Source organism: Streptococcus equinus, assembly GCF_049393735.1.
GTDB lineage: Bacteria > Bacillota > Bacilli > Lactobacillales > Streptococcaceae > Streptococcus > Streptococcus equinus_G.
The window spans coordinates 780,828-804,691 of record NZ_CP185946.1 but is presented as its reverse complement, the minus strand read 5'-3'; the positions used below and the strand labels follow the sequence as shown (position 1 = coordinate 804,691).

At 34.4% G+C, this 23,864-nt stretch carries 24 protein-coding genes; 1 reads left to right on the top strand and 23 read right to left on the bottom strand.

Features of this window, described 5'->3' with window-relative positions; all coding sequences use genetic code 11:
* Positions 1-69 precede the first annotated feature (69 nt).
* The gene (parE, locus tag ACNTMY_RS04040; RefSeq protein ID WP_423216743.1) at positions 70-2,019 is read right to left on the bottom strand and encodes a DNA topoisomerase IV subunit B; all 1,950 of its coding nucleotides are present in this window, start codon (positions 2,017-2,019) and stop codon (positions 70-72) included.
* Between the two features lie 222 nt (positions 2,020-2,241).
* On the opposite strand from parE, the gene plsY reads away from it, so the two are divergent.
* Positions 2,242-2,889 (top strand): glycerol-3-phosphate 1-O-acyltransferase PlsY, encoded by a 648-nt coding sequence (gene plsY, locus ACNTMY_RS04035; protein WP_024344181.1) that lies wholly within the window; start codon positions 2,242-2,244, stop codon positions 2,887-2,889.
* A gap of 31 nt (positions 2,890-2,920) precedes the next feature.
* On the opposite strand, the gene ACNTMY_RS04030 is transcribed toward plsY, so the two are convergent.
* The 22 genes from ACNTMY_RS04030 to cps4B form a co-directional block, all read right to left on the bottom strand.
* Positions 2,921-4,189 carry a dihydroorotase gene (locus tag ACNTMY_RS04030; RefSeq protein ID WP_423216742.1) on the bottom strand — a complete coding sequence of 423 codons (1,269 nt, stop codon included), beginning with the start codon at positions 4,187-4,189 and terminating at the stop codon, positions 2,921-2,923.
* Positions 4,190-4,201: 12 nt separating this feature from the next.
* Positions 4,202-4,855 (bottom strand): uracil-DNA glycosylase, encoded by a 654-nt coding sequence (locus tag ACNTMY_RS04025; protein ID WP_423216741.1) that lies wholly within the window; start codon positions 4,853-4,855, stop codon positions 4,202-4,204.
* 18 nt (positions 4,856-4,873) lie between these two features.
* Positions 4,874-5,374 carry a YbhB/YbcL family Raf kinase inhibitor-like protein gene (locus ACNTMY_RS04020; RefSeq protein WP_423216740.1) on the bottom strand — a complete coding sequence of 167 codons (501 nt, stop codon included), beginning with the start codon at positions 5,372-5,374 and terminating at the stop codon, positions 4,874-4,876.
* A 73-nt stretch (positions 5,375-5,447) separates the two neighbouring features.
* Complete coding sequence (gene pyrE / locus ACNTMY_RS04015) at positions 5,448-6,077, bottom strand: orotate phosphoribosyltransferase (RefSeq protein WP_423216739.1); 630 nt, start codon at positions 6,075-6,077, stop codon at positions 5,448-5,450.
* Between the two features lie 55 nt (positions 6,078-6,132).
* Positions 6,133-6,825 carry an orotidine-5'-phosphate decarboxylase gene (pyrF, locus tag ACNTMY_RS04010; RefSeq protein WP_027968779.1) on the bottom strand — a complete coding sequence of 231 codons (693 nt, stop codon included), beginning with the start codon at positions 6,823-6,825 and terminating at the stop codon, positions 6,133-6,135.
* A gap of 220 nt (positions 6,826-7,045) precedes the next feature.
* Entirely contained in the window at positions 7,046-7,990 is a 945-nt protein-coding gene (locus tag ACNTMY_RS04005) for a dihydroorotate dehydrogenase (protein WP_423216858.1), read from the bottom strand.
* A gap of 12 nt (positions 7,991-8,002) precedes the next feature.
* Complete coding sequence (locus ACNTMY_RS04000) at positions 8,003-8,803, bottom strand: dihydroorotate dehydrogenase electron transfer subunit (RefSeq protein WP_423216738.1); 801 nt, start codon at positions 8,801-8,803, stop codon at positions 8,003-8,005.
* Positions 8,804-9,033: 230 nt separating this feature from the next.
* Complete coding sequence (locus ACNTMY_RS03995; protein ID WP_423216737.1) at positions 9,034-10,536, bottom strand: hypothetical protein; 1,503 nt, start codon at positions 10,534-10,536, stop codon at positions 9,034-9,036.
* 249 nt (positions 10,537-10,785) lie between these two features.
* The gene (gene rfbD / locus ACNTMY_RS03990) at positions 10,786-11,640 is read right to left on the bottom strand and encodes a dTDP-4-dehydrorhamnose reductase (RefSeq protein WP_024344189.1); all 855 of its coding nucleotides are present in this window, start codon (positions 11,638-11,640) and stop codon (positions 10,786-10,788) included.
* A gap of 290 nt (positions 11,641-11,930) precedes the next feature.
* Positions 11,931-13,097, bottom strand: coding sequence for a CDP-glycerol glycerophosphotransferase family protein (locus tag ACNTMY_RS03985; RefSeq protein WP_423216736.1), 1,167 nt, complete (start codon positions 13,095-13,097; stop codon positions 11,931-11,933).
* Between the two features lie 2 nt (positions 13,098-13,099).
* On the bottom strand, positions 13,100-14,038 hold the full coding sequence (locus tag ACNTMY_RS03980) for a glycosyltransferase family 92 protein (protein ID WP_423216735.1): 939 nt from the start codon (positions 14,036-14,038) through the stop codon (positions 13,100-13,102).
* Between the two features lie 10 nt (positions 14,039-14,048).
* Entirely contained in the window at positions 14,049-14,618 is a 570-nt protein-coding gene (locus ACNTMY_RS03975) for an acyltransferase (RefSeq protein WP_423216734.1), read from the bottom strand.
* Positions 14,619-14,629: 11 nt separating this feature from the next.
* A complete protein-coding gene (locus tag ACNTMY_RS03970; RefSeq protein WP_423216733.1) occupies positions 14,630-15,535 on the bottom strand; it encodes an alpha-1,2-fucosyltransferase in 906 nt (301 codons plus the stop codon).
* Positions 15,536-15,545: 10 nt separating this feature from the next.
* Positions 15,546-16,988 (bottom strand): polysaccharide biosynthesis C-terminal domain-containing protein, encoded by a 1,443-nt coding sequence (locus ACNTMY_RS03965; protein ID WP_423216732.1) that lies wholly within the window; start codon positions 16,986-16,988, stop codon positions 15,546-15,548.
* Between the two features lie 18 nt (positions 16,989-17,006).
* A complete protein-coding gene (locus tag ACNTMY_RS03960) occupies positions 17,007-18,179 on the bottom strand; it encodes an O-antigen ligase family protein (RefSeq protein ID WP_423216731.1) in 1,173 nt (390 codons plus the stop codon).
* Positions 18,180-18,206: 27 nt separating this feature from the next.
* Entirely contained in the window at positions 18,207-19,196 is a 990-nt protein-coding gene (locus ACNTMY_RS03955) for a glycosyltransferase family 2 protein (protein ID WP_423216730.1), read from the bottom strand.
* A gap of 13 nt (positions 19,197-19,209) precedes the next feature.
* Positions 19,210-19,686: a PssE/Cps14G family polysaccharide biosynthesis glycosyltransferase gene (pssE, locus tag ACNTMY_RS03950; protein WP_423216729.1), complete on the bottom strand. Its 477-nt coding sequence runs from the start codon at positions 19,684-19,686 to the stop codon at positions 19,210-19,212.
* Between the two features lie 14 nt (positions 19,687-19,700).
* Positions 19,701-20,189: a PssD/Cps14F family polysaccharide biosynthesis glycosyltransferase gene (gene pssD, locus ACNTMY_RS03945; RefSeq protein ID WP_423216728.1), complete on the bottom strand. Its 489-nt coding sequence runs from the start codon at positions 20,187-20,189 to the stop codon at positions 19,701-19,703.
* Between the two features lie 49 nt (positions 20,190-20,238).
* A complete protein-coding gene (locus tag ACNTMY_RS03940; protein ID WP_423216727.1) occupies positions 20,239-21,612 on the bottom strand; it encodes a sugar transferase in 1,374 nt (457 codons plus the stop codon).
* A gap of 62 nt (positions 21,613-21,674) precedes the next feature.
* Positions 21,675-22,421, bottom strand: a complete 747-nt coding sequence (locus ACNTMY_RS03935) for a tyrosine-protein kinase (protein WP_423216726.1) — start codon at positions 22,419-22,421, stop codon at positions 21,675-21,677.
* Between the two features lie 14 nt (positions 22,422-22,435).
* Complete coding sequence (locus ACNTMY_RS03930) at positions 22,436-23,122, bottom strand: Wzz/FepE/Etk N-terminal domain-containing protein (protein ID WP_423216725.1); 687 nt, start codon at positions 23,120-23,122, stop codon at positions 22,436-22,438.
* An 8-nt stretch (positions 23,123-23,130) separates the two neighbouring features.
* Positions 23,131-23,862, bottom strand: a complete 732-nt coding sequence (gene cps4B / locus ACNTMY_RS03925) for a capsular polysaccharide biosynthesis protein Cps4B (protein WP_423216724.1) — start codon at positions 23,860-23,862, stop codon at positions 23,131-23,133.
* Positions 23,863-23,864 lie beyond the last annotated feature (2 nt).

Here is a 23,864-nt window from a genome sequence, read left to right as displayed (position 1 = left end):
AAACATATTTATGTAAACTCGATCAACTAAACGTTAAAAAAGTTTCTCCAGAATCAGAGAACTATGAGCTTAGAACACTGTATTTTCTTCTAGAGTGAATTTAACGTTGTCTTCAATCCATTTACGACGTGGCTCAACTTTGTCGCCCATAAGAACATTGACACGGCGTTCAGCACGCGCCAAGTCTTCAATCGTTACACGAATCAAGGTACGTGTTTCAGGATTCATAGTTGTTTCCCAAAGCTGGTCAGCGTTCATTTCACCAAGACCTTTGTAACGTTGCAATTGAGCCCCTTTACCAAATTTTTGACGAAGTTCTTCTAGCTCACCATCTGTCCAAGCATACTCAACTTGCTCTTTTTTTCCTTTTCCTTTTGACATTTTGTACAAAGGAGGAAGGGCAATATAAACATGTCCAGCTTCAACAAGCGGGCGCATGTATCGGTAAAAGAATGTTAACAAAAGTGTCTGAATGTGAGCACCATCGGTATCCGCATCGGTCATGATAATAATCTTATCGTAGTTTGAATTCTCAACTTTAAAATCTGCACCGACACCTGCACCAATCGTATAAATCATGGTATTGATTTCTTCATTTTTTACGATATCAGACATTTTAGCTTTTGCTGTATTTAAGACTTTACCACGCAATGGTAAAATGGCTTGAAACTTACGATCTCGTCCTTGTTTAGCTGAACCACCGGCAGAATCCCCTTCGACCAGATAAAGCTCATTTTTCTTAGGATTTTTAGACTGCGCTGGTGTCAATTTACCAGAAAGTAGCCCTTTGTCTTTCTTACTCTTCTTGCCGTTACGAGATTCATCACGCGCTTTACGTGCTGCTTCTCTCGCATCACGCGCTTTAATCGCTTTGCGAACAAGATTTGATGCTACTTCACCATTTTCCAAAAGGAAGAAAGTCAATTTTTCAGAGACAATACTATCAACAATCGGACGAGCTAGTGGGCTTCCGAGTTTGTCTTTCGTTTGCCCTTCAAATTGCAAGTGTTCTTCTGGGACAAGGATAGAAAGCACAGCTGAAAGACCTTCACGATAATCTGAACCTTCAAGATTCTTATCTTTTTCCTTCAAAAGTCCTGACTTACGAGCATAGTCGTTCATTGCTTTAGTAATAGCTGATTTCAGACCAGTCTCATGAGTACCACCGTCTTTTGTACGAACATTATTAACAAAAGAAAGAATATTATCAGAGAAACCATCATTGTACTGAAGAGCAACCTCAACTTGGAAGCCTTGGTCTTCACCAGTTACCCAAATGACTGGTGTCAATGTTTCCTTGTCTTCGTTAAGATACTCAACAAAATCTTGAACACCATTTTCATAGTGGAATTCCAAATGTTCTGCTTCTTCTGGACGTTCGTCTGTTAATGTCAATGTGACATCTTTAAGCAAGAAGGCTGATTCTTTCAAACGTTCAGCAATAGTATTGAACTTGAAATCTGTCGTTGAAAAAATCTTATCATCAGGCATAAAGGTAACAGTTGTCCCTGATTTTGATTTAGGTGCTGTACCAATTTTTTTAAGTGTTGTTACAGGTTTTCCACCATTTTCAAAACGTTGTTTGTAAACTGCACCATCTCGAGTGATTTCAACTTCAAGCCAACTTGAAAGTGCATTAACAACCGAAGAACCTACACCGTGTAGCCCCCCAGAAGTCTTATAACCTCCTTGACCGAATTTACCACCAGCGTGAAGCACCGTGAAGATAACTTCTACCGTAGGAATCCCCATAGCGTGCTTACCAGTTGGCATACCGCGCCCTTGGTCTTTTACGGTAACACTACCATCTTGGTTAAGAATGACATCAATCTGATTACCAAAACCAGAAAGCGCCTCATCAACGGCGTTATCAACAATCTCCCAAACTAAGTGATGTAGTCCTGTCGCATCTGTTGAACCGATGTACATTCCGGGACGTTTGCGTACAGCATCCAGTCCTTCTAATACTTGAATGGCATCGTCATTATAATTATTTACGTTAATTTCTTTTTTAGCCAAAAGCGACCTCCAAATAATTCATCTTTTTTATCTTACAAGTTTTTTCAGATTTTTGCAAAAAAAAATCAAAAACAATGACGATTTTACAAGGAAAATCACCAATTTTTGCATGAAATAGTATATCAAATTTAAAGCGTTATCACAAATTTGCTTTGATTTTTCAAGTTATTTATTTTTCAAATTTTCCCTTTTCATAACGGTCTATTATGTTATAATGAAAACATGAAAATTTTAGTTATGATTGTGATTGCTTACTTGTTGGGCTCAATCCCAACTGGACTTTGGATTGGTCAGTACTTCTACCACACTAACTTAAGAGAGCATGGTAGCGGAAACACTGGAACGACCAATACTTTCCGAGTACTAGGCGCTAAAGCAGGTATCATTACATTTATTATTGATATGCTAAAAGGGACTCTAGCAGCTCTCCTACCGGTTATTTTTAGCACTCCAGAGGTATCTGCAGTTTTGATTGGTTTGTTTGCTATTATCGGACACACTTTCCCGATTTTTGCAAACTTTAAAGGTGGTAAAGCTGTTGCAACAAGTGCTGGTGTCCTTCTTGGATTTGCACCGCTATTTCTTCTTTATCTTGTTGTAATCTTTGTTATCACTCTTTATCTTTTCAGTATGATTTCATTATCAAGTGTTGTTGCAGCTGGCGTTGCAGTGCTTAGCGTTCTGATTTTCCCAGCCTTTGGCTTTTTGCTACCACACTATGATTTGTTATTTACTTTGCTGATTATCCTTATTGCAAGTATTATTATTGTACGACACAAAGATAATATTACACGTATCCAAAACCACGAGGAAAACTTGGTTCCTTGGGGATTAAATCTAAGTCATCAAGAAAAAACTAAAAAGGACTAGCTTTAAGCTAATCCTTTTCTTCTGCACTTTATTAAGCTTGATAAACAACTTCACCGTCACAGATAGTGTATTTGACCACACCTTGTAGTTTTTCACCGATAAATGGCGAATTTGAGGCCTTAGAAGCAAATTTATCAGAAACGATGCGTTCTTCCTTATCAGCGAAGATAACGATGTCTGCAGGGCCATTTTCAGCCAAATAACCCGCATCAAAGTCATACATTGATGATGGATTGATAGTCATCTTAGCCAACAATTCTGAAAGTGTCAAATCACCTGTAGCTACTAAGTTGGTCAAGCCGAGTGACAATGATGTTTCAAGTCCTGTCATACCTGATGGGGCTTTTGTAATGTCTTCGACATTCTTTTCATCAGCGTGATGTGGTGCATGGTCTGTCGCAATCACTGAAATAACTCCAGATTTCAACCCTTCGATAACAGCCAAGCGGTCTTTTTCCGTACGAAGTGGCGGATTCATCTTAGCTGCAGAACCTTTAATCAAAAGTAAATCCTCTGTTTTTGAGAAATGCTGCGGTGCTGCTTCTGCAGTCACATTAGCACCTAAATGTTGAGCAAATTCAACCACTTTCACAGATTCAGCTTTTGATAAGTGTTGGATGTGTAAATGAGCACCACGGTCGTAAGCAATCATAACATCACGCGCAATCATGCTATATTCTGCCACACCTGTAGCACCACAGAAATGAAATTTATCATGTGCAATATGCTCATTAAATCCAAGAATACCATTTAACTCAGGATCTTCTTCGTGCACAGCAACAAACGTATTATTTTCTTTTGCCAAATCAAGCGCTTCTTTTAAAATTTTTGAACTTTGAAGCGGAATACCATCATCAGAAAAGCTAAGTGCTCCATTTTCAAGTAATGCTTTGAAATCTGTCAAATTTTGACCATCGAAATTTTTAGTGACAGTCGCATTTGTATAAACGTGAACTTTTTCTTTGCTAGCGCTAGCTAGTACTTCTTTCAATGTTTTAACATCAGAAATGGTAGGTGTCGTATTTGCCATCATGACAACTGAGGTAAATCCTCCCGCAGCTGCTGCGAGTGCACCAGTGTGAATATCTTCTTTGTGTGTTTGGCCAGGTTCACGAAAATGAACGTGAATATCCACCAAACCAGGTGCCACAACAAGCCCTGTCGCATTAATCACTTCAGCGCTAGCTTCTTCAATAGAATCAGCAATTTTCACGACTTTTTTACCATCAACAAGAACATCCGCTACCTGATCAAAACCAGATTTTGGATCAACGACACGACCATTTTTAATAAGTAACATGTTAAACTCCTATTATTTCAACCAATCAATTGGTTCAAGGCCATCCTCTGTTAAGTAAGCATTAGCTTTTGAGAAAGGATGACTACCAAAAAATCCTCGATAAGCTGAGAGTGGACTTGGATGCGCACTTTCAATGACATGGTGAATCGGATTAGTAATCAAAGCTTTTTTCTTACGAGCAAATCCGCCCCACAAGATGAAAACAACTGGCGTTTCTTTTTGATTGACCACCTTGATAATAGCATCTGTGAATGGTTCCCAAATTTGGCCAGCATGCCCATTAGCTCGACCCGCAGGAACAGTCAGACAAGCATTTAATAGAAGCACTCCTTGTTGAGCCCACGGTGTCAAATCATGATGATCACGTTGCCCTAAATCTTCAGCCAATTCTTTCAAAATATTTTGAAGAGATGGCGGAGCGGGAATATCTTCTGGCACTGAAAATGATAGTCCTTGTGCTTGATTAGGACCATGGTAAGGATCCTGACCAATGATAACGACTTTAACATCTTCTAATGCAGTTGTCTGAATCGCATTAAAAACTTTTTCACGTGGCGGATAAACCAATTCCTGATGATAAACACTATCCATAAATTGATTAATTCGTCCAAAATAATGCTCTGGTAATTCCTGTTTGATTAACTCATGCCAAGTTGAATGTTGCATGTTCACTCCTCGTTAGTTTTAGTATTTCCCTACTAAATCCAGCTTTTCTTTTGCCAAGACATGACCATCCATAGCATGTAGCAAATCATTCATGTAAAATCCATTTTCCAATGGTAATTCACAATCTAAAGCGTAGACTGTAAGGGTATAAATATGGTCTTTATCCGGTGGATATGGCCCCATATAGCCATCATAAATATCAGAATTGTCCTCATTTAAAAATTTGCTAACTAAGCTGTTTTTACCATGTGTATGCTTAGCATCCAAACGAGAGAAATCTTCAGGAACTGCTGTCATATCTGCTGGCACATTAGCAACTACCCAATGAATGTAAGCAAAGCCACAAACTGGAATCGAGTCATAATCTACAAATGTCCAAGCAAATGTTTTAGTCCCTTCAGGTACATCCTCAATCGAGAACGGAAAAGAAATTACCGCATTTCCTCTCACCTGAACGCTTGCTTTTTTAGCATAAGCATCTGGTAAAATATTATCTTTAAATGTTGATGATAGTTTCATTATAACTCCTTTCAACCTTTAAACCAAGAAGGCCACCAAAGTTTTTTAACCTTAGTAGCCAAATACTAACTTTTTAGTCACGCCAAGTTTCTTGATTTTCTTTAAATTTACGCAATAAATTCAAATCATCTGCAGTGATGTAACCTTGAACTTTAGCAACTTTGATTAATTCTGTGTAATTAGAAAGTGTTACAAGTTTAACACCTGCTTTTTCAAAGTTTTCAGCTGCTTTTGGCAATTCATAAGTGAAAATTGCTACAACACCAATAACATCAGCACCTTCACGTTCTGCCGCAGCAACCGCATCAAGCACTGAACCACCAGTTGAGATAAGGTCTTCAACGACAACCATTTTTTGACCTTTTCTTACACGACCTTCGATTTGGTTACCTGCACCGTGATCTTTTGGTTTACTACGAATGTAGGCAAACGGAAGGTTCATCTTGTCAGCAATAATGGCACCGTGTGGGATACCTGCTGTTGCAGTACCAGCGATGACTTCAACTTCTGGAAACTCTTCTTTGATTTTTTCAACAAAACCATTTTCAATCAAGGTACGTGTTTCAGGGTATGACAAAGTCACGCGGTTATCTGTGTAAATTGGTGATTTAATACCAGAAGCCCAAGTAAATGGATCATTTGGTTTCAAGTAAACAGCTTGAATATCAAGCAAATCTGATGCAATTTGAGATGCTAAAGTCATAGTATTCCTCTTTTCTAAACTTAAAAAAATTATATTTAGCGTTAGTATTCAAATACTAAGCGTTCCATTCGTCGTAAATAGCTTTGTAAGCTGCAACCGGATCTTCTGCCTTTGTAATTGGACGTCCAACAACAATATAGCTTGATCCAATTGCACTTGCTTGACTCGGCGTCATAACACGTTTTTGGTCTCCAACAGCTGATCCAGCTGGTCGAATACCAGGCGTCAGGCAAATAAAATCATCTGATGTTTCATCCTTGATTACAGCTACTTCATTTGCCGAGCAAACGACACCGTCAAGCCCAGCCTCTTGAGTTTTCTTGGCATAATGCAGAACTGACTGAACAAGACTTGTCTGGATATTTTGGTCAGATTTCATTTGCTCATCAGATGTTGACGTTAACTGAGTAACAGCGATAAGTTTTGGACCTTGCCCAAGCCCTTCACGCGCAGCTTTCATCATCTCAACACCACCAGCTGCATGGACATTAGTCATATCCACACCCAGATTTGAAAGGACACGCATAGCTGATTTAACAGTATTTGGAATGTCGTGCAACTTCAAATCTAGAAAAACTGAATGTCCAAGAGATTTGACATAGCGTACAACCTCTGGTCCTTCAGCATAATAAAGTTCCATACCAATCTTGACATAGAGCTTTTCATCAGCTGGAAACAAAGCAAGAAATGATTTCACATCATCAAATGATGGAAAATCAAGAGCAATAATCGGACGACTTTCGTGCATTTTTTCTCCTTTTTCTATAAAGAAAACCCCGCCCGAGGGCGAGGTTACACGAAAACTAGGGTAGCAAACACCCATTAGTCAAAGAAAATATCTTTTTATTTTTTTCACGAACCTTTCTCGCCTCTCTGGACTCAATTAAAGGTTATTCAATTGTAATTATTATAGCTTTTTTGAATTTCAAAGTCAAAAATTTACTGACTTTTTAATAAAATAGCTGAGCTTATTTGCCGCGTAATTCTTGTCTGACTTCACGACGAAGTGTTTCAAGATCAGTGATACCATATTGATCCATGACCTCAGGCAAACGGTCGATGATATTAGGACACGCATATGGATCAGCAAAGTTGGCTGTTCCAACACCAATAGCTGACGCGCCAGCAATCATCATCTCAAGCGCAGCTTCTGCCGAATCAACACCACCCATACCGATAATCGGTAAATCAGAACTCTGAGCCACTTGACGAATGAGCTTAAGCGCAACTGGAAAGACTGCTGGACCACTCATCCCACCTGTACCATTGGCAATAATGGGTTTACGAGTCTTCAAATCAAAACGCATACCAACCAAAGTATTAATCATGGTAAATCCTGTCGCACCAGCTTCTTCGACTGCTTTAGCAACCGTTGTAATATCAGCAACACTCGGTGTTAATTTCACATAGACAGGAACCTCAGAATTCTCAACACTAGCCTTAACAGCAGCGTATGCTAATTCTGGCACCTGACCAATCAAAAGCCCATGATTTCCATGGTCAACGTTTGGACATGAGATGTTAAGCTCGATAGCCTTGACGTTTGGTGCTTTTGAGATTTTTTCTGACACATAAGCGTATTCATCATTTGAAAAACCAGCGACATTTGCGATGATTGGTAATTCTGGGAAATGCTCAGCTAACCACGGAAGTTTTTCTGACAAAACCACATCAACACCTGGATTTTGAAGACCAATAGCGTTCAACATTCCTGAAGGTGTTTCTGCCACTCGAGGCGTAGGATTTCCAAAACGCGCTTCCTGTGTCGTTGCCTTAATCATGATAGAACCAAGTTTATCCAAATCATAGTATTTGGCATATTCTTGCCCAAAACCAAAACAGCCAGACGCTGGCATAATCGGATTTTTCAAATCAAGTCCTGGAAGACTAACTGCTAAACGATTTTCTGACATCATCTTACCTCCCTATAAAATGATTTTACCAGTTTCAAAGACTGGACCATCTTCACAGACACGTTTGTTAGCTGCATCTTGAGCATTTTTCAGATGAACAACGCAAGCGTAACAAGCCCCCATACCGCAAGCCATGCGAGATTCCATTGACAAAAAGGCATGTGGGTGATTTTCAAATTTCTTGTCAACATATTTGAGCATGCCTGGCGCACCACAAGAATAAATTGCATCAAAGGTGTGTTTTTCGACCAACTCATCAACAACCGTTGAGACATAACCTTTAATCCCGTATGAGCCATCATCAGTTGTCACATATACCTCACCGTAAGCTGAAAGTTCATCTTCCAAAATCACTGCGTCTTTATTGGCAAAACCAAGTACAGAAATCACTTTTACACCTTTGGCAGCAAGTTGCTTAGCTGTTTCAACCAATGGTGGAACCCCAATTCCTCCACCGATAAGCAAAGCTGTTTGTCCAGCAGATACTACTGACAGATCAAAACCATTTCCCTGAGGTCCCATAGCATCGACACGGTCACCTGCTTTTAGCTGTGATAAAATTGCTGTACCAGCACGTTCAACACGATAAACAATCGTTGCAATTTTATTTAACTTATCAATCTGACAGATTGAAATTGGACGACGAAGTAGCTTGCTTGGATCTGGAACACGAAGATGCAAGAACTGCCCTGGAGCCATATCCAAAACCATCTCACCAGAAAGTTTCATCTCAAAAATACGAGGTGCAATCTCTCTTTGACTAACAATCAACAAATCTTCTTTTAGCACAGATGCTTTTTCTTTAGAAGTCATAGTCTTCCTTTCACACAAAAAAACCTCGCCAGAAGGCAAGGTTACAGCAAAATAAGCAGTGTACACAAACGCATACACACACCTTTTATTAGAGATAAAACTCTTTTTTACAGTAACCTTGAAAGTCTCTCTGGACTTAATTAAAGGTTTTCAAATTTTTATTATTATATCGCTATTTTTTTTGATTGTCAACACTCATTTACAAAAAAAACGCCCAAAGGACGTTTTTACTATTCATAAGCTTTATAAGAATAAACATGTAAATCTGAGCGATGATAAAATGGTGATAATTCAGACATTAGCGTTTCAAAACGGCTGTCCTTCATCAAAATATCTCCTCCATAAACCAAAAGATTGATTGGTTCAGTCGGCTCACTAATCAAGTTTCCTTCTTTATCAAAAACTTCTTTTGGACGTTTTCGAATATCATCTAAAATATTTTCCAAAAGAATCAAGCAATCTGATACATTATCAAAAGCTCCATAGAAGCGGTCAAAAGCATTGTAAAACTTGATTTCATGCTTCAAATCATCTCTAGCATCCAAGACACACACCAGACCTTTATGGTCAAATAAAAATCTGCGGAATTGCTTAATGGCATCTTCACGAGTAATTTCTGGATAGTCAGACTCTTTTTTGTCTTCTTCCTCAATATCAGATACTTCGCTATCATTAGTTGATACTTTTTCATCAAAGTCAGTTGATTCTGCTTGATTATCAATTTCAGATGTTCCTAACTCTTCTGATTCAGTAAGTTCATCATCAACTTCTTGCTCAGCAATTTCAACAGAAACTTCTTTAGGTGCTTCATCCTCTGAATCTTCTTGTTCTGATTTTTCTTCAGAAAATTGACTTGGTTCTTCTTGAGCAACTTTCTCATCCTCAACAGAATCTTCTGGCTCAGACTGAACTGCTACCTCATCATCAGTTGCGCCATTTTCTTCTTCAGCTGGCACTTCTTCTTGAGAAGAGCTTTCTTCAACTGATTCAGGTTCCTCTGACACTTCAGAAACAGCAGGTTCAGCTGTATCCTCATCAGCTTCTTCACTAACTTCAGGGGCAACTTCTTCTAACTCAGTTGGTCCAAGAACTTTTTCTGGGTTTACAGTGTTTTCTCTCTTTGCCAATTCTTTTGCCAGCAATTCTGGAATCGACTCTTCTTTATCTTCTTCGCTTTCAGTGTAAACTTGCTCTGATTTTCTTGGAACTAAAGCATCGATCTTAGCAAATAATTCAGCTTTTTTGACCTCTCTTTTTTTATACTCAACAACTTGTAGAGGGTCAATCAAAACAGGGTATTCAGACTCTTCCTTGATTGACATATTAGTCACTCGCAAAGACGTAAACACATCAATCAAAACTCCGAAAACACGCTGACGATTGTCACCTAAAATCGCTTGGAAAACTGACTTAGACTCACAAATCTCTAAAACGTGATCAATGCCACGCACCCAGCTACCCACAATATCCAAAGCATGATTCATCAATCTGAATGAAGGCTCGTCATACCAAAAAGTTGATTTAATCAGTTTTTCTTGCTTAGAAAGCGCATCCACAGCAGACAAAATTTCACCTAACTCTGATTGGACAGTATTAAGTGAAAAAGAATCACCAAGCAATGATGGTGTCTTTTCGACCAAAACAATCTCATCTCTGAAAAGTGTTAGGTAATGAATGCTGACGAGTAACTTTTGAATTAATAAACGATGCCCATTTGAATTTGTATCTTTCATCACTACCACCACACTCACCTTACAATTTATATTACATTTCTATTACAGTACGTTACTACTAATATATCACATAATAGGTAAAAGGACAATGAAAAAAAGGAAGAAGACTCAAAAATTAAAGAAAAACCGAACGAGGGAAAAATTGTAGAAAATGAGAAAAATTTACATATAGCAGATGATTTTGAAATACCATCCTATTTTTTAAGTATTAAACAAAAAAACGAGGGCTTACACCCTCGTTATTAATCATTATTTTTTAACGTCTTGTTTGTAGAACTCTTGCAAAGCTTCTTGCCATGTTGGAATGACAAAGCCAGTAGCTTTAGCTTTTTTAAGACTCATTGTTGAGTTAAGTGGACGTTTTGCTTTTGCTGGGAATTGGCTTGAATCAACTGGTTTAACGACAACATCAGTATCTTTCAAGATTTCAACCGCAAAGTCATACCAAGTTGTATCTTCATCAGCATCATTTGACAAGTGGTAGTAACCAAATTCTTTTTGGTTTTCTGTCAAATAAGTCATGAATTCTGCCAAAGTACGAGTCCAAGTTGGACGACCGTGTTGGTCATTAACAACAGTCAATGTGTCATGAGTTTTGGCAAGATTTTGCATTGTGAAGACGAAGTTTTTACCGTAGTTACCAAATACCCAAGCAGTACGGATGATGTAAAAGTTTTTAGCGTATTTTTCAACTGCTTCTTCACCCAAACGTTTTGTACGACCGTATTCAGTTTGAGGATCTGGTGTATCATCAACTTCCCATTCTTGACCAACTGGTTTTTTACCATCAAAAACATAGTCAGTTGAAATGTAAACAAGAGTTGCACCATATTTTGCTGCAGCTTTAGCTACGATTTCAGTACCTGTCACGTTGATAGCATAATCAAGTTCTTTACCTTCATCTTCAGCCGCATCAACCGCAGTATATGCCGCACAGTGGTAAACAAGTGTTGGTTTTACTTGTGCAAATACTTCATCAACTTTTTCAGCATTAGTGATGTCCATTTCTGCAACGTCAACCGCTACATACTCCTCACCACGTTCATCCAAAAGATAACGTAATTCTGTTCCTAATTGCCCATTGGCACCTGTAACTAAAATCATTTTAGCACTCCTCGTTTTTTTAATATCTAAAGGCCTGTAAACCTTTTAAATCATTCCCTACTATTTTACACTATTTTTTCAGAAAAAGCAGTAATTGAAAGGAAGATTACCCAATCTTTAGCAAGATGAACACAAAAAAATCCCATATGACTAAAGATTAAAGAGACCAAACTATAAACTTTAGATAAATCATATGGGATTGATAGCGTTATAATGTAAAGCTGTGTAAAAATAAAGATAAAACCTGCTAGCTAATTACCTCATTAGATAAAGAATTACAAATTACCATGTTAATTATTAATAACGAAATTATATATTCGTTCGCAATTCATAGCATCTTTTCTATCAAAAAATTCAGTTACCCTATTTCTATATTTCTCTTCAATCAAACAATTTAAACGTAAATACTGTTGAATATAATTCAAAAAATCGTCAAAAGTTGTTATTACTGGGCCAAATCCATCTTTTTCATAAGAAAAATAACCCTCCCCATAGTGATTTTCCCTATACTTTTCATAGTCAAAGTGAGCATATATAACCGGTTTTTCCATATAAGCAAAATCAAATGCAACACTAGAAAAATCAGTTACCATAATTGAAGACTCTTTCATCAACTTTTGTACATCATCATTTTCCTTTTTACCAATTATAATATGGCTATCTTTACTATCAAATAAAAAAGAATAAGGTTGAAAAGCGTAATGTAGATAAAAAACTATGTTTGCATTATTTTTTTTTAAAATTTCGATTAATTCTTTAGAGTTAATCATATCATTATAAAATGAATAAAAGTCACTATTTTTAAAATCTTGAATTTCTTTAGGTGTAGGATTATTATAATCTTCTGGTATCAACCATTTTCTAAAAGTCGGCATAACTAAAATTTGTGGTTTTTGTCTATCTGATAAATCATTTAATCCATCAAATCTACAAAAACCAATATTTTGTGCAACCTGTTTTGGATAATTTAAGTTTTCAACAAAAAAATTGCGTTCCTTATCAGATGCACAACAAACAAGTGAAACGTTATCAGAATATCTATAATCCATTTTTGCTTCATAGTCCTTTGTTACACCGTGCTGAAGCCAGTATAGTTTTTTTCTTTTATTCTTAAGTATAGTCCTCGAAAGTCGCTTAGCAATTGGATATAGGTAAGATTGCGAAGAAACCATTTTTTCAGATAAAAAATAATAATAGTAATGTTTGAAAGAGTCATAAAAAATAATTTTTGAATTGTAGTTAGATAATTTTACTAAATCAGGACTGTTTTTCTCTATTATATAGAAGACATTCTCATTTTGTCTTTGCATTGCATATTTAAAAAAATAATATCCATTATCCCTAGCTTCATCTTTCTTTTCAGATACTAAAATAATTCTTTTATCTTTTTTATCAAATGTAAAAAGGTAAAGAATATATGCAGCAAGTAATTTAGGCATCTTCAAAAATTTATTCATAATTAATCAACCTCTTCTGTAACCACTAAGGCAGAATTATCTTCAAAATTAGCCCTAGTATCATACTTCTTAAAATATTCTTCATTGACAGAACTTAGCTTATAAAAAACATCCCCTCTAGCCATTTTATTTCTGAATTCACTCTTAGATTTTATTATATAATGGTTAATTTGAATATTTGGTGTTTTATTTCCAAAAGAATCATAACTTCCTAAGCTGACAATATCATTTACATTGACAGGTGGCAGTGCAATTCGTCCATTTTTTGCCCACATATGATGATGGAATGCATTATTCTGCCTCAATTTTGAATCAAAATCATACGAAGTATTAAAAAAACACTTTCCAAAATTCATCAATTTATCCCAACTCATGACAAAATCTTCTGTCACTGGTCGTTTAGTATCTCTTTCATGGATTCCACTAGATCCAAATATTTTCCAGTAAATCTTAACTACTGGTCTATTTTCCAATTTAGTTAATTCGTTAATAAAATTCACACCATTTAACGGCGTAATAAATTCATCTATATCGATAAATCCTATCCAACTAGATTCACTTTTAAATTTAAAAATACAATCTTCATATGCACTTAATTGACCTTGCTCTACAGGCCAATTAATTAAATCTACAATACCTGTTTGAACATATGGTCGTAGCACTGATTCATAATTATCATCTGAAAAGTTATTATATAAATAAAAATGATCAATGCCTATTTTTAAATGGTAATCAATCCACTCTTTTAAGTACAATCCTTCATTTTTAAATATACCACATATAGAAGCATAATGTTTTTTCTTCTTAAATTTTACTTTTTTCGCATTCAAAAGCATTTTATAGTAAATCGAAGCACACCAACCTAAGCTTCTTTTAAATAAATATTTGACTCTTGAACTCTGTGGCTCTACAAAAATAAAATCTCTATTCTCTTTAATCATAATGATACACCTATATCCTTTTCCAACTGTTTTCTTCTTTATCCCAACATTTTATCACTTTAGCAGGATTACCAACAGCAATTGAATTATCTGGGATTGACTTGGTCACAACAGAGTTAGCACCTATTACACAGTTATTTCCAATGGCAACATTGGGTAAGACAATAACTCTCTCCCCTATCCAACAATTATCTCCAATAACTATTGGACCTGTGGAGAGATCTTGTTTAGAAAAAGGTTTTCCATCTTTTAATGAAATACCATGATTCAATGTGACTAGCAAAACATTTGACGCAATTAATGCGTTTTTACCAATCTGGATTTTATCAGCATTATTAACTGTAAAAAAATCTCCAATATATGAATCATCACCAATATATAATGAAGCTTTATATTGTTTTCCTTCATATTCAGTGAAATTATGAAGTTTATAATATTTTCCAATCCTAATATTTTTTCCAAAATGAAATGTTTCTGGGCCAATAATAGATACTCTATTCTCCAATTTTGCACCACTTAGCAATCTAATTTTAAAAAAATTAAATTCTTTAAGTAATTTATTTATACATTTCTTTATCATAAGTTACTCCTTCAAACTTCAATACATATCCATTCTTTACGAAATATTGAGGCCTCTCGTCCATCAGCATACCACTTTACTGGTGCTATAACAATTTTATTATCTTCATCACTTAAATATTCAATCCACCAGCTAAACGATGAATTTGAAAGTATGAAATGTTTACACGCTTTCATTAGGACTATCTTCTCTTCAAGAGTGTTTCCAGCTTTTTCATACAAAGAAGGTAACGAAGTCTTATAATTTTCCCTAACCCAATTTGGATCATCTGAAAAATAAACTAAAGTTGGATTTAATACTTGTTTTTCTATTTTAGATATTGCGTTTTCAAAATACAAGTCGTCACATACAAAATGTTTTTTCTTAAACAATTCATTATTGATATAGTCCCCTCGTCTTACAGAAATACAAACACTATTTGATTTTTTAATTTCTTCCAGAAACTCTTTATTCTCGCTTGATAATTTTAAATCCTCTATTGAAAATTCATCAAAAAGTATTTCTTTTATGTCATCGAAATACCGCTCACTTTGAAAAAATCCTGATAAGTATATATCCTTTCCATTTTTAAATTTTATTGGAGAATAGATATCACTATCATTTACAAAAACATTAAATTTTGAAAGTAGTTTATAATACCACTTATTAAATTTTGAAGTATTTCTAAATATCTTCTTTAGTGCTCTAAAAAATAATGATGAACTAGTTGCATAGAATGGCAACTTTCGCTTATCACAAACTTCAATATTTGGGTTTAATTTAAAAATACCAAGGCTATATTCATAGTTTTTGTACCTTTTTTTCAGATAATATGTATTCAATTGAATTTTTTGACCTGTCTCTGCCTGTAATTTTCTAGCACAAGCATAAATAAACATCTGATTACCAAGATTTCCCTTTATATCTACATATATCATATGTGCATTTTTACCCCTCTTTAACATAAAATGGATTGTACCCAATTTTTAACTTTTTCTTGAATATAAATAGATAAATTAATGAAAAAATAAAATATGTTGAAACGCCTAATAATATTTGAATTATTAACGAAAGGTAACTTAAACCTAATGCTTTTTGTAAATTAATATTAACCCAAAGCATAACTCCACCAATAATAGTAAACGGAATCATTTCAACTAAATATCTTACAATTGGCAATTTATGCCTTGTAAACCATAGCTGAATTGTACAAATTAAAAATTCGGCAATTATGGTACTTACTATCGCTCCTTTAATTCCCATCTTTGGTATTAATAATAAGTTGACACACAAATTAACAAACGCACCCAAAACAACTGAAATAGTGTACTCAGTATCTTTACTTTTAGGAATAAGATACTGTGATCTTATTATATCTCCAAAGGAAATAATAAATACTACAGGTGCAAGAAGTTGAATCAAATCTGAACAATACTGATAATCCAATCCATACCATAGTGAAACAAACGTTTTTGATATAGATGCTATACCAAATGCAGCCCCCATTGATATAAGACCAACAATTATTATTGACTTACCAATTGTATTCTTTAACTTATCTTCATCTCCCGTTGCATTAATATAAGAGAGACGTGGTAGCATAACTGTTTCAATAGCTGCTATAATCGATAAAGGGATTTTTATTATTTTGTCTGCATAATCATACAGCGCCACATCACCACTTCCCGATGGAGAAAGTGCCCCAACTAGAACTTTATCTAACATAGAATATATACTTGTTGAAAAAACTGAAATACTTAATACAAATAACGGTTTTATATGTGGCTTTATGTCACTATAGTCAACTTTTATAAAAGGAATATTCTTTAAGACGCTTGGAAATAGAACTACTTGACCAGCAAGTACTGAACCTGCTTTTATAAATGTGTATATTAACAGATCATTATTAGACTTTACTAAAGTAAAAATACAAACAACTTCAGCAATTTTGATTAGTAAATTTTTTATTACAACACTTTTAAAATTTTCAAGTCCATAAAATAGCCACGTAATATCAAATAAAGCTGATAGAACATATAAACCCTGAACAAAGTAAACATTTTTATCTTCAACAGAAAAGAAAAAACAGAAGAAGAAATAAGCTGTTATACAAAATAAAGATACAATTGCATGTACATAAAATAAACTCCAGAAAGTTTTTCGCAATAAGTAAATATTCTTTTTTACTTGACTAATTGTTCTTGTACCATATTTTTGAATTCCAAGCATTGCAAACAAGACAAAATAGCCACCAATCGAATAAGAATAGGAATAAATACCCAAAGTGTCCTTCGAAATTATATGAGTTACATATTTTGATAACGCAAGTGGTATTACTAAAATTATTATTTGATAAAGAGTTTGATAAGCTATATTTTTTTTTAAGTTCACTAAAATTCCTCCAACTGCTTACAAGTTAAAGCTGTTAACTTCCCTAAAATCTATACTTGTTAATAATAGTGTAAAAGGAAGCCAAAAACAATAATTTGTTAAAGTATTATCAAAAATAGAATAAATTAAGAATGACAACAAAAATAATATATATAACATGATTTTTGTAGGATCATCTACAATCTTTTTTAAAAAAACATCAGCAACTGATACGAAAAAAATAATCAATCCAATCCATCCGAGCTCTGTGTACAAATGAACATATTCATTGTGAGCTGCAGAAAAAAAAGTCAGTTGGTAATCTGTCCTTGTTTTTAGGTAACCATATCCATTACCCAAATATTTATTCTGACACAAAGAAATTATATAAGTCCATGCATCAGTTCTTCCTGAAGTATTTATTGCACCATTTGCATCATACATTCTTTCAGACAATTGCGTAAAAACTAGCTTAAGAGGAACAATACAAACTATTATTGATACAAGTAAAATAAAGAATCTCTTCCTATTTCTTAAGCAATTACGGATAAATGGTATGAAATCATATAATACTATGACTGTTCCAGCTAAAATTCCTCCTCTGGTCAATGTTGCTATCAAAAATAAATAATCGAGATACATCAAATAACTATATTTCATAATGCCCGTTCTTTTATATATGATCAGCCCTGACATCATTCCAATTAAGCAAAAAAAGGCTAAATTAGTTGATTCAGAAACACCTGCAAGACCAATATAGTCACCACGCGACAAGGGATTCACTAGCCCCAAAGGCCACAATAAAAAGCCAAGAATTATTGAAAAAAATGGCAAGTACACTAATGCTTTAAGGACACAAATTTTATGAATATCTCTAAAATTAATAACTAATGCCGTTAAGCCTGTCATAAGAGGGATAAAGGCTGTTAACCAACTCATAAAGGTATAATTATTATCAAACTTTGCAAACACGACATTAACTACCATAACTAAAGCAATAATAAAAATGTTACTCATATAACGTAACTTAATATTTAACTGCAGTATGTAGAAGAAATAAACCAACAAAAATAGTACTTTTAAGAAAACAGTTAAATCAATATTTAAAATTTTTGTAAAATTTATAGTTGTCACAAACAATAAAAAAGGTAGAACATGAGTCTTACTTTTTGTAAGAACTAATATTATTAAAATGACCAAAATTACGGCCATAACGAAAAATTTCATAAAACTTGCCCTTTATCTTAATATAAAAAACTCCAACAATTTTATAGGCGTTGAAGTAACTATCAAATACGTAAAGTGATTCATATTTTTATAATATAATCGCTTTAAAAAGCTACAATTTTCAATCAAATATATATTAGATTTCCAATCAGGAAACATTGAATTTAAAAAATCCCAATTTTTTTTCAATGATGCCCTTTTTATTTTTTTATCAGAAATTCTCATATACTTAAGCATAAAATTTCCTAATAATGTTTTTACAAACTTGCATTCAACAGCTTGTATGTATTGATGATTAACTTGTTTTGCTTTATAATAATCAATAACATTTTTAGATATAATTTGAATATCATCAATTTTTGATGAATTCGAATAAGATATTGAATTATCTCGTTGAATGTAATGTATTAATGGCTTTTTGACAATCGATACTTCATCCATTGATTCTACACTAAGTAATAATTCACAAAAAAACTGCAAATCCTCATAAAGAAGTCCTTTGGGAAAGCGCAGGTGCGTCTCAAGTAACCAATCACGTCTGTATAATTTATTCCACGCAACTACTAGTCCAGATAAGATATAACTTTCTACATCTTTGTAATTATTATCAATTTTTACGATACTTTTTGATTCCCAATCCATAAAGTAACCACAAGTGATAATTTTCTTTTTTCCCGATTCAGATTTCTTTAATAATTCTTCATACATATTCTTTTCAACATAATCATCACTATCAACGAAACTAATATATTCTCCTCTAGCATATGGAATACCAAAATTTCTCGCATCAGATAACCCCCCATTTTCTTTTGTCAGGGAAATAATTTTTCCAGGATTATTTACCACATACTCATCAATAATAAGCTGTGAATTATCCTCAGAGCCATCATTCACGACAATAATTTCAATATCTTTTTCAGTCTGTTTTAATAGCGAATTCAAACATCTTCCTATATATTTTTCAACATTGTAAACAGGCACAATAATACTAACCTTTGGCATTCTATCCATCCTTCTAAACATTTTTTTCTAAATAATCTTCAATAATATTTATTACACCATTTCTTTGAGATACATATTTTTTAAATTTTTGTTTTTTTGCTCTATCAACCAAAAAACTAATTTGATTCAAATCTAAACATTTTAGTACTAAATTACTTTCATCAAAAGATTCAGCAATCTGCACTTGGTGATTATCGACATGTTCCCCATACATCTCCAATCTCGGTACCACAATAACTGGTTTGTTTAGCTTTAATGCTTCAATTATTGTTGCAACACCACTATGGGTAATAATTAAATCACTAGATTCCATTTTATGTCTAAATTCATTTTTATCTAAAAAGTGTTTGTATTCATAATTTTGAGGAAAATAGGTAGAATTACCAATTTGACCAAATATTTCCTCATCAGTTTTTTTTGAATAAGCATCAATTGCTTGTAGCAACCTATTAAATTGAAATTTTTGAGTTCCAACTGTAACAAATATCATTTAATTTCCTTCTTTTAAAATATACCACCTACATACTTTGCCCTAGGATAGACATCAATCATTGTTTCCCATTGAACTATAAACAAATCTGCAAATCTATATACAAGTTTTCCTGTCAACGACGCATCATGAACTCGAGCAAATGATTCAATATAAACCACTTTTCCTCCTCTCAACTTCACAAAAAGACAAAAAGGAAAAGCTATCAAAGCACCCGTAGTTATAACAACGTCAGGCTTTTCATTAAAAATTATCTTGCCTGCTTTTGTAAATAATTTTAGAAAATGTAATAAGAAATACTTTTCATGACGATTTATCTGAGGAAGTGTATAGATTTTTTTCTGACAAAAACCCTCTGCCTGTGCACCATCCTCAGTCACAAAGAAAGAACTGTTTTTTTGTGCAATAGTATCCAAACACATTAATTCTTCCCAATGGCCCCCAGAAGAAGCAACAAAACACAATTTTTTTTTTGAAGCACCTTTCCTTCTAACACAAATCATCTTTTTTAATCTCTCCTTCATAATATGGTAAAAAAGAGAGTTGCAGATTTTATCTGCTCCCCTCTCTCTTCAATACTACTTTTACTGTTTTTACAATAATTTTGATATCATCGCTGATACTCCAGTTTTGAATATACTTCATATCAAGAGAAACAACTTCTTCAAAGTCGGTGATATCACTACGACCACTGACTTGCCAAAGTCCTGTGATACCAGGTTTTGTTGTCATTCGTTTGAAATGATGTAATTCATAATGGCGATACTCATCAAGCGTTGGTGGGCGAGTCCCAACAACAGACATCTCACCTTTTAGCACATTGATAAACTGTGGTAGCTCATCAAGGGACCAATCGCGAAGCTTGTGTCCAAATGGAAAGATTCGAGGGTCATCCTCCATTTTAAACATCAAATTAGTATCCAAATCGTTTTGCGCTAACAGTTCTTTTTTACGTTCTTCTGCATCTGTATACATGCTTCTGAACTTGTAAATATTAAAGACTTTACCATTTTTACCGACACGTTTTTGCTTGAAAATCAACGGTCCTGGTGATTGTTTCTTAACAATTGGAGCAATAATAACAGCTACAATACCTGTTATGATAATACCTACAATCGCACCAAGAATATCAATCATACGTTTCAAAACAAGCTGACGACATTTGACGATATTAGTTGCGGTTGTCACAAAAGTAATATCATCTAACTTTTTAATCACGCTATCAGCAACATAGTAATCTGAGTAATTACCGATCTTGACCGTTGTTGGAATGCCAAGTAGACGAATGTACCTAGCAACTTCTCTGAAGTCAGAACGATAATCTTTATTGACATAAATCTCATCTACCTGATGATTAGCCACAAAGTCTCGAATCTCATCTACCTGCCAAAGAATAGGTAACTCAGTATCTTTTTTTTCAGGACTAACATAGGCTAGAATCTGATAATTATTTTTAAGTAAAACTTTTTCAAGTTTATCCTCATCACTAAAATCAGTGACTAGTAAAATCTTTTTACTATTTTCTTTCTTAGGCGGAATACCTTTTTTAACGATTACTCTTCCAAGAAACGTTAAAGCTGCCACCACTCCAAAAAGATTAAGTAGGAAGTAATAAGACATGCTGGAAATATCAGCAATAAAGCGACACTTCCCTAAAATCAAAATAAGTGATAAAAGAACAACCGTTTTAACACCGTTTTGAATTGATGCCTTAAACTCTTGTAAACAACCTCTATTTAAAACATTTGAATACTCATCACTCAAAACACCAATGAGCACTTGAAATGCTATGAAAAGCAACGCAAAAAATTTACTCGAAAAAAAACTAAACGAATAAATACTTGCTAATATTCCATAAGCTAACAAAAGTGCCAAGATGTCAGAGAGGAGATAAAATACTTTCTTTCTCGAATCTTCGCTATACATAAGATTAAATCCCCAATCAGTCCCACTCTAAAACTTTTTATTTTACAATTACTACTTGTTACTTACTTTTTCTTTTTACCATCTTTTGATGATTTTTCATCCTTGCCATACTTACCGTATCCATAGCCATAACCGTATCCATAGCCGTATCCGTAACCATAACCGTATTTATCAGCTTTAAAGTCAAATTTATTTAAAATAACACCAAGAAAAACTGATCCACTTTGTTCCAATTGATCTTTTAGTTTTGTAATTGTACGGCGTTTATCAATACCTGGTTTTGCAACTAGAAGACTTGCATCTGAACTGTGAGCGATAATTGCCGCATCAACTACACGGCCAAGTGGTGGTGTATCGATAATGACATAATCATAAAGATCACGTACAGTTTCAATCATTCTTTCGTAATTATCATTTTGGATAAGAGATGTTGGATTTGGTGGAATCTTCCCAGAAGGGATGACCATAAGGTTATCAACTGATGTATTACAAATGACATCTGACAACTCGGCGTTTCCTGATAAATAACTAGTCAAACCATCATAAGATTCTTTTGATCTAAATGTTCCAGACATAACAGAGTTACGTGTATCAGCATCAATCAATAGTGTACGAAAGCCTGCACGCGCAAATGAGATGGCAAGATTAACAGATGTTGTTGATTTTCCTTCATTTGGTTGCGCTGAAGTCAATGCGATAACTTTAAGATTACGACCACTAAATTGGATATTAGTACGGATAGAATTGTAATATTCTTCCAGTTTTTTAATCATTTCAGCTTGTGATTTTACTAATTCTAATGTTGGCATTACAATTTCTCTCCTTACAATTTATCAGCGTCTGGTACAACACCAAGAAGTGTCAATCCAAGAACTTCTTCGATGTCTTCTGGGCGACGAATACGATCATCAAGTACTTCAGCAACCAAAATACCAATGATCGCTACGAAGGCACCAGCCAAGAAACCAATTGCTGCGTTTTTCTTAACATTTGGTGATGAAGGATGACTAGGTTTTGTTGCAGACTCAAGTGTTGTAACGTCATCAACTTTTGTAACTGCTTTAATCTTTTCAGCAGCCACTTCACGAACTGTGTTTGCGATGTCGCAAGCACGTTGAGCATCTGTGTCTGTGACTGAGATTGAAATCACACGAGTATCAGTTGGAATGTTAACTGAAATTTCACCAGAAAGCTGACCAGCTGACATTGATAGTTTTTCTTGATCAATAACTGATGCTAAAACTTCACTTGATGTAATGACTTCTTTATAGTCATTAACCAAGTATGACCCTGCTTGTAAATCCATACTACTAATATTATCAGAAGTCTTATTCACAACATAAATACGTGTTGTAGATGAGTATTTAGGCTTAATAAAGAAGACACTTCCTAAAAGAGCGATTGTTCCCACAAGCAATCCGACAAAGACGATAAAGAATTTTTTACTCCATAACTTTCTCAACAAGTACAAAACGTCAATTTCGATGCTTGCATTATCATTTGTATTCATACATTCTCCTATAAATATTTATTTTCTAATAAAGTTTTAGCATTTCCTTCAAAGAGATTATAAGCACGGCTGCTGCCATATAATTCTTCAATAATCTCACGCGCTTGATCCATATATGGTGGGCGTTTATCAAGATTATGCATATCACTCGACACAATGTGAACTAAATTCTTTTCTAAGAAATAATGAGCTCGTTTTTTAAATCTACGAAGCTTATCTCCGAAAAGTCTTGGTTTTAAGACATGTTCGCTATTAATCTGTGTGTAACAGCCCATGTTAATCAACTCACGCACACGCTCTTCATGATTTTCAAGCGCATTGTAACGTTCAATGTGAGCGATAATCGGAGTCACACCAAGCATGATGACTTGTGATAAGCCGTCATGAATTTCTTTCCATGGCGTTGCCATACTAAACTCAATCAAAGCAAACTGTGTATCATTCATACAAGGAACTTTGTGATTTTTCAATTTGTCAAGAAGCTTGTTATTATAGTAGAGTTCTCCACCATATAGGATAGTTAAGTCGTCAAACTTAGCCTCTGCTGCTTCTTTGACCTGTTTAAAGTTCTCGTAGATTTTTTCTTCTGATGTCTTAAATAAATCTCGTCTTCTGTGTGATGTTGAAACAATCGTTCGCACTCCTTGGCGATAACTTTCACCAATAAGTGCTAAACTTTCTTCAATAGTAGATGGTCCATCATCCACGTCAAAAACGATATGCGAGTGAATATCAATCATCT

Bases quoted from the DNA above. Each gene is read 5' to 3' on its own strand.
- plsY (WP_024344181.1), top strand. From the start codon at position 2,242: ATGAAAATTTTAGTTATGATTGTGATTGCTTACTTGTTGGGCTCAATC.
- ACNTMY_RS04030 (WP_423216742.1), bottom strand. From the start codon at position 4,189: ATGTTACTTATTAAAAATGGTCGTGTCGTTGATCCAAAATCTGGTTTT.
- ACNTMY_RS04025 (WP_423216741.1), bottom strand. From the start codon at position 4,855: ATGCAACATTCAACTTGGCATGAGTTAATCAAACAGGAATTACCAGAG.
- ACNTMY_RS04020 (WP_423216740.1), bottom strand. From the start codon at position 5,374: ATGAAACTATCATCAACATTTAAAGATAATATTTTACCAGATGCTTAT.
- pyrE (WP_423216739.1), bottom strand. From the start codon at position 6,077: ATGACTTTAGCATCTCAAATTGCATCAGATTTGCTTGATATTCAAGCT.
- pyrF (WP_027968779.1), bottom strand. From the start codon at position 6,825: ATGCACGAAAGTCGTCCGATTATTGCTCTTGATTTTCCATCATTTGAT.
- ACNTMY_RS04005 (WP_423216858.1), bottom strand. From the start codon at position 7,990: ATGTCAGAAAATCGTTTAGCAGTTAGTCTTCCAGGACTTGATTTGAAA.
- ACNTMY_RS04000 (WP_423216738.1), bottom strand. From the start codon at position 8,803: ATGACTTCTAAAGAAAAAGCATCTGTGCTAAAAGAAGATTTGTTGATT.
- ACNTMY_RS03995 (WP_423216737.1), bottom strand. From the start codon at position 10,536: ATGAAAGATACAAATTCAAATGGGCATCGTTTATTAATTCAAAAGTTA.
- rfbD (WP_024344189.1), bottom strand. From the start codon at position 11,640: ATGATTTTAGTTACAGGTGCCAATGGGCAATTAGGAACAGAATTACGT.
- ACNTMY_RS03985 (WP_423216736.1), bottom strand. From the start codon at position 13,097: ATGAATAAATTTTTGAAGATGCCTAAATTACTTGCTGCATATATTCTT.
- ACNTMY_RS03980 (WP_423216735.1), bottom strand. From the start codon at position 14,038: ATGATTAAAGAGAATAGAGATTTTATTTTTGTAGAGCCACAGAGTTCA.
- ACNTMY_RS03975 (WP_423216734.1), bottom strand. From the start codon at position 14,618: ATGATAAAGAAATGTATAAATAAATTACTTAAAGAATTTAATTTTTTT.
- ACNTMY_RS03970 (WP_423216733.1), bottom strand. From the start codon at position 15,535: ATGATATATGTAGATATAAAGGGAAATCTTGGTAATCAGATGTTTATT.
- ACNTMY_RS03960 (WP_423216731.1), bottom strand. From the start codon at position 18,179: ATGGCCGTAATTTTGGTCATTTTAATAATATTAGTTCTTACAAAAAGT.
- ACNTMY_RS03955 (WP_423216730.1), bottom strand. From the start codon at position 19,196: ATGCCAAAGGTTAGTATTATTGTGCCTGTTTACAATGTTGAAAAATAT.
- pssE (WP_423216729.1), bottom strand. From the start codon at position 19,686: ATGATATTTGTTACAGTTGGAACTCAAAAATTTCAATTTAATAGGTTG.
- pssD (WP_423216728.1), bottom strand. From the start codon at position 20,189: ATGATTTGTGTTAGAAGGAAAGGTGCTTCAAAAAAAAAATTGTGTTTT.
- ACNTMY_RS03940 (WP_423216727.1), bottom strand. From the start codon at position 21,612: ATGTATAGCGAAGATTCGAGAAAGAAAGTATTTTATCTCCTCTCTGAC.
- ACNTMY_RS03935 (WP_423216726.1), bottom strand. From the start codon at position 22,421: ATGCCAACATTAGAATTAGTAAAATCACAAGCTGAAATGATTAAAAAA.
- ACNTMY_RS03930 (WP_423216725.1), bottom strand. From the start codon at position 23,122: ATGAATACAAATGATAATGCAAGCATCGAAATTGACGTTTTGTACTTG.
- cps4B (WP_423216724.1), bottom strand. From the start codon at position 23,862: ATGATTGATATTCACTCGCATATCGTTTTTGACGTGGATGATGGACCA.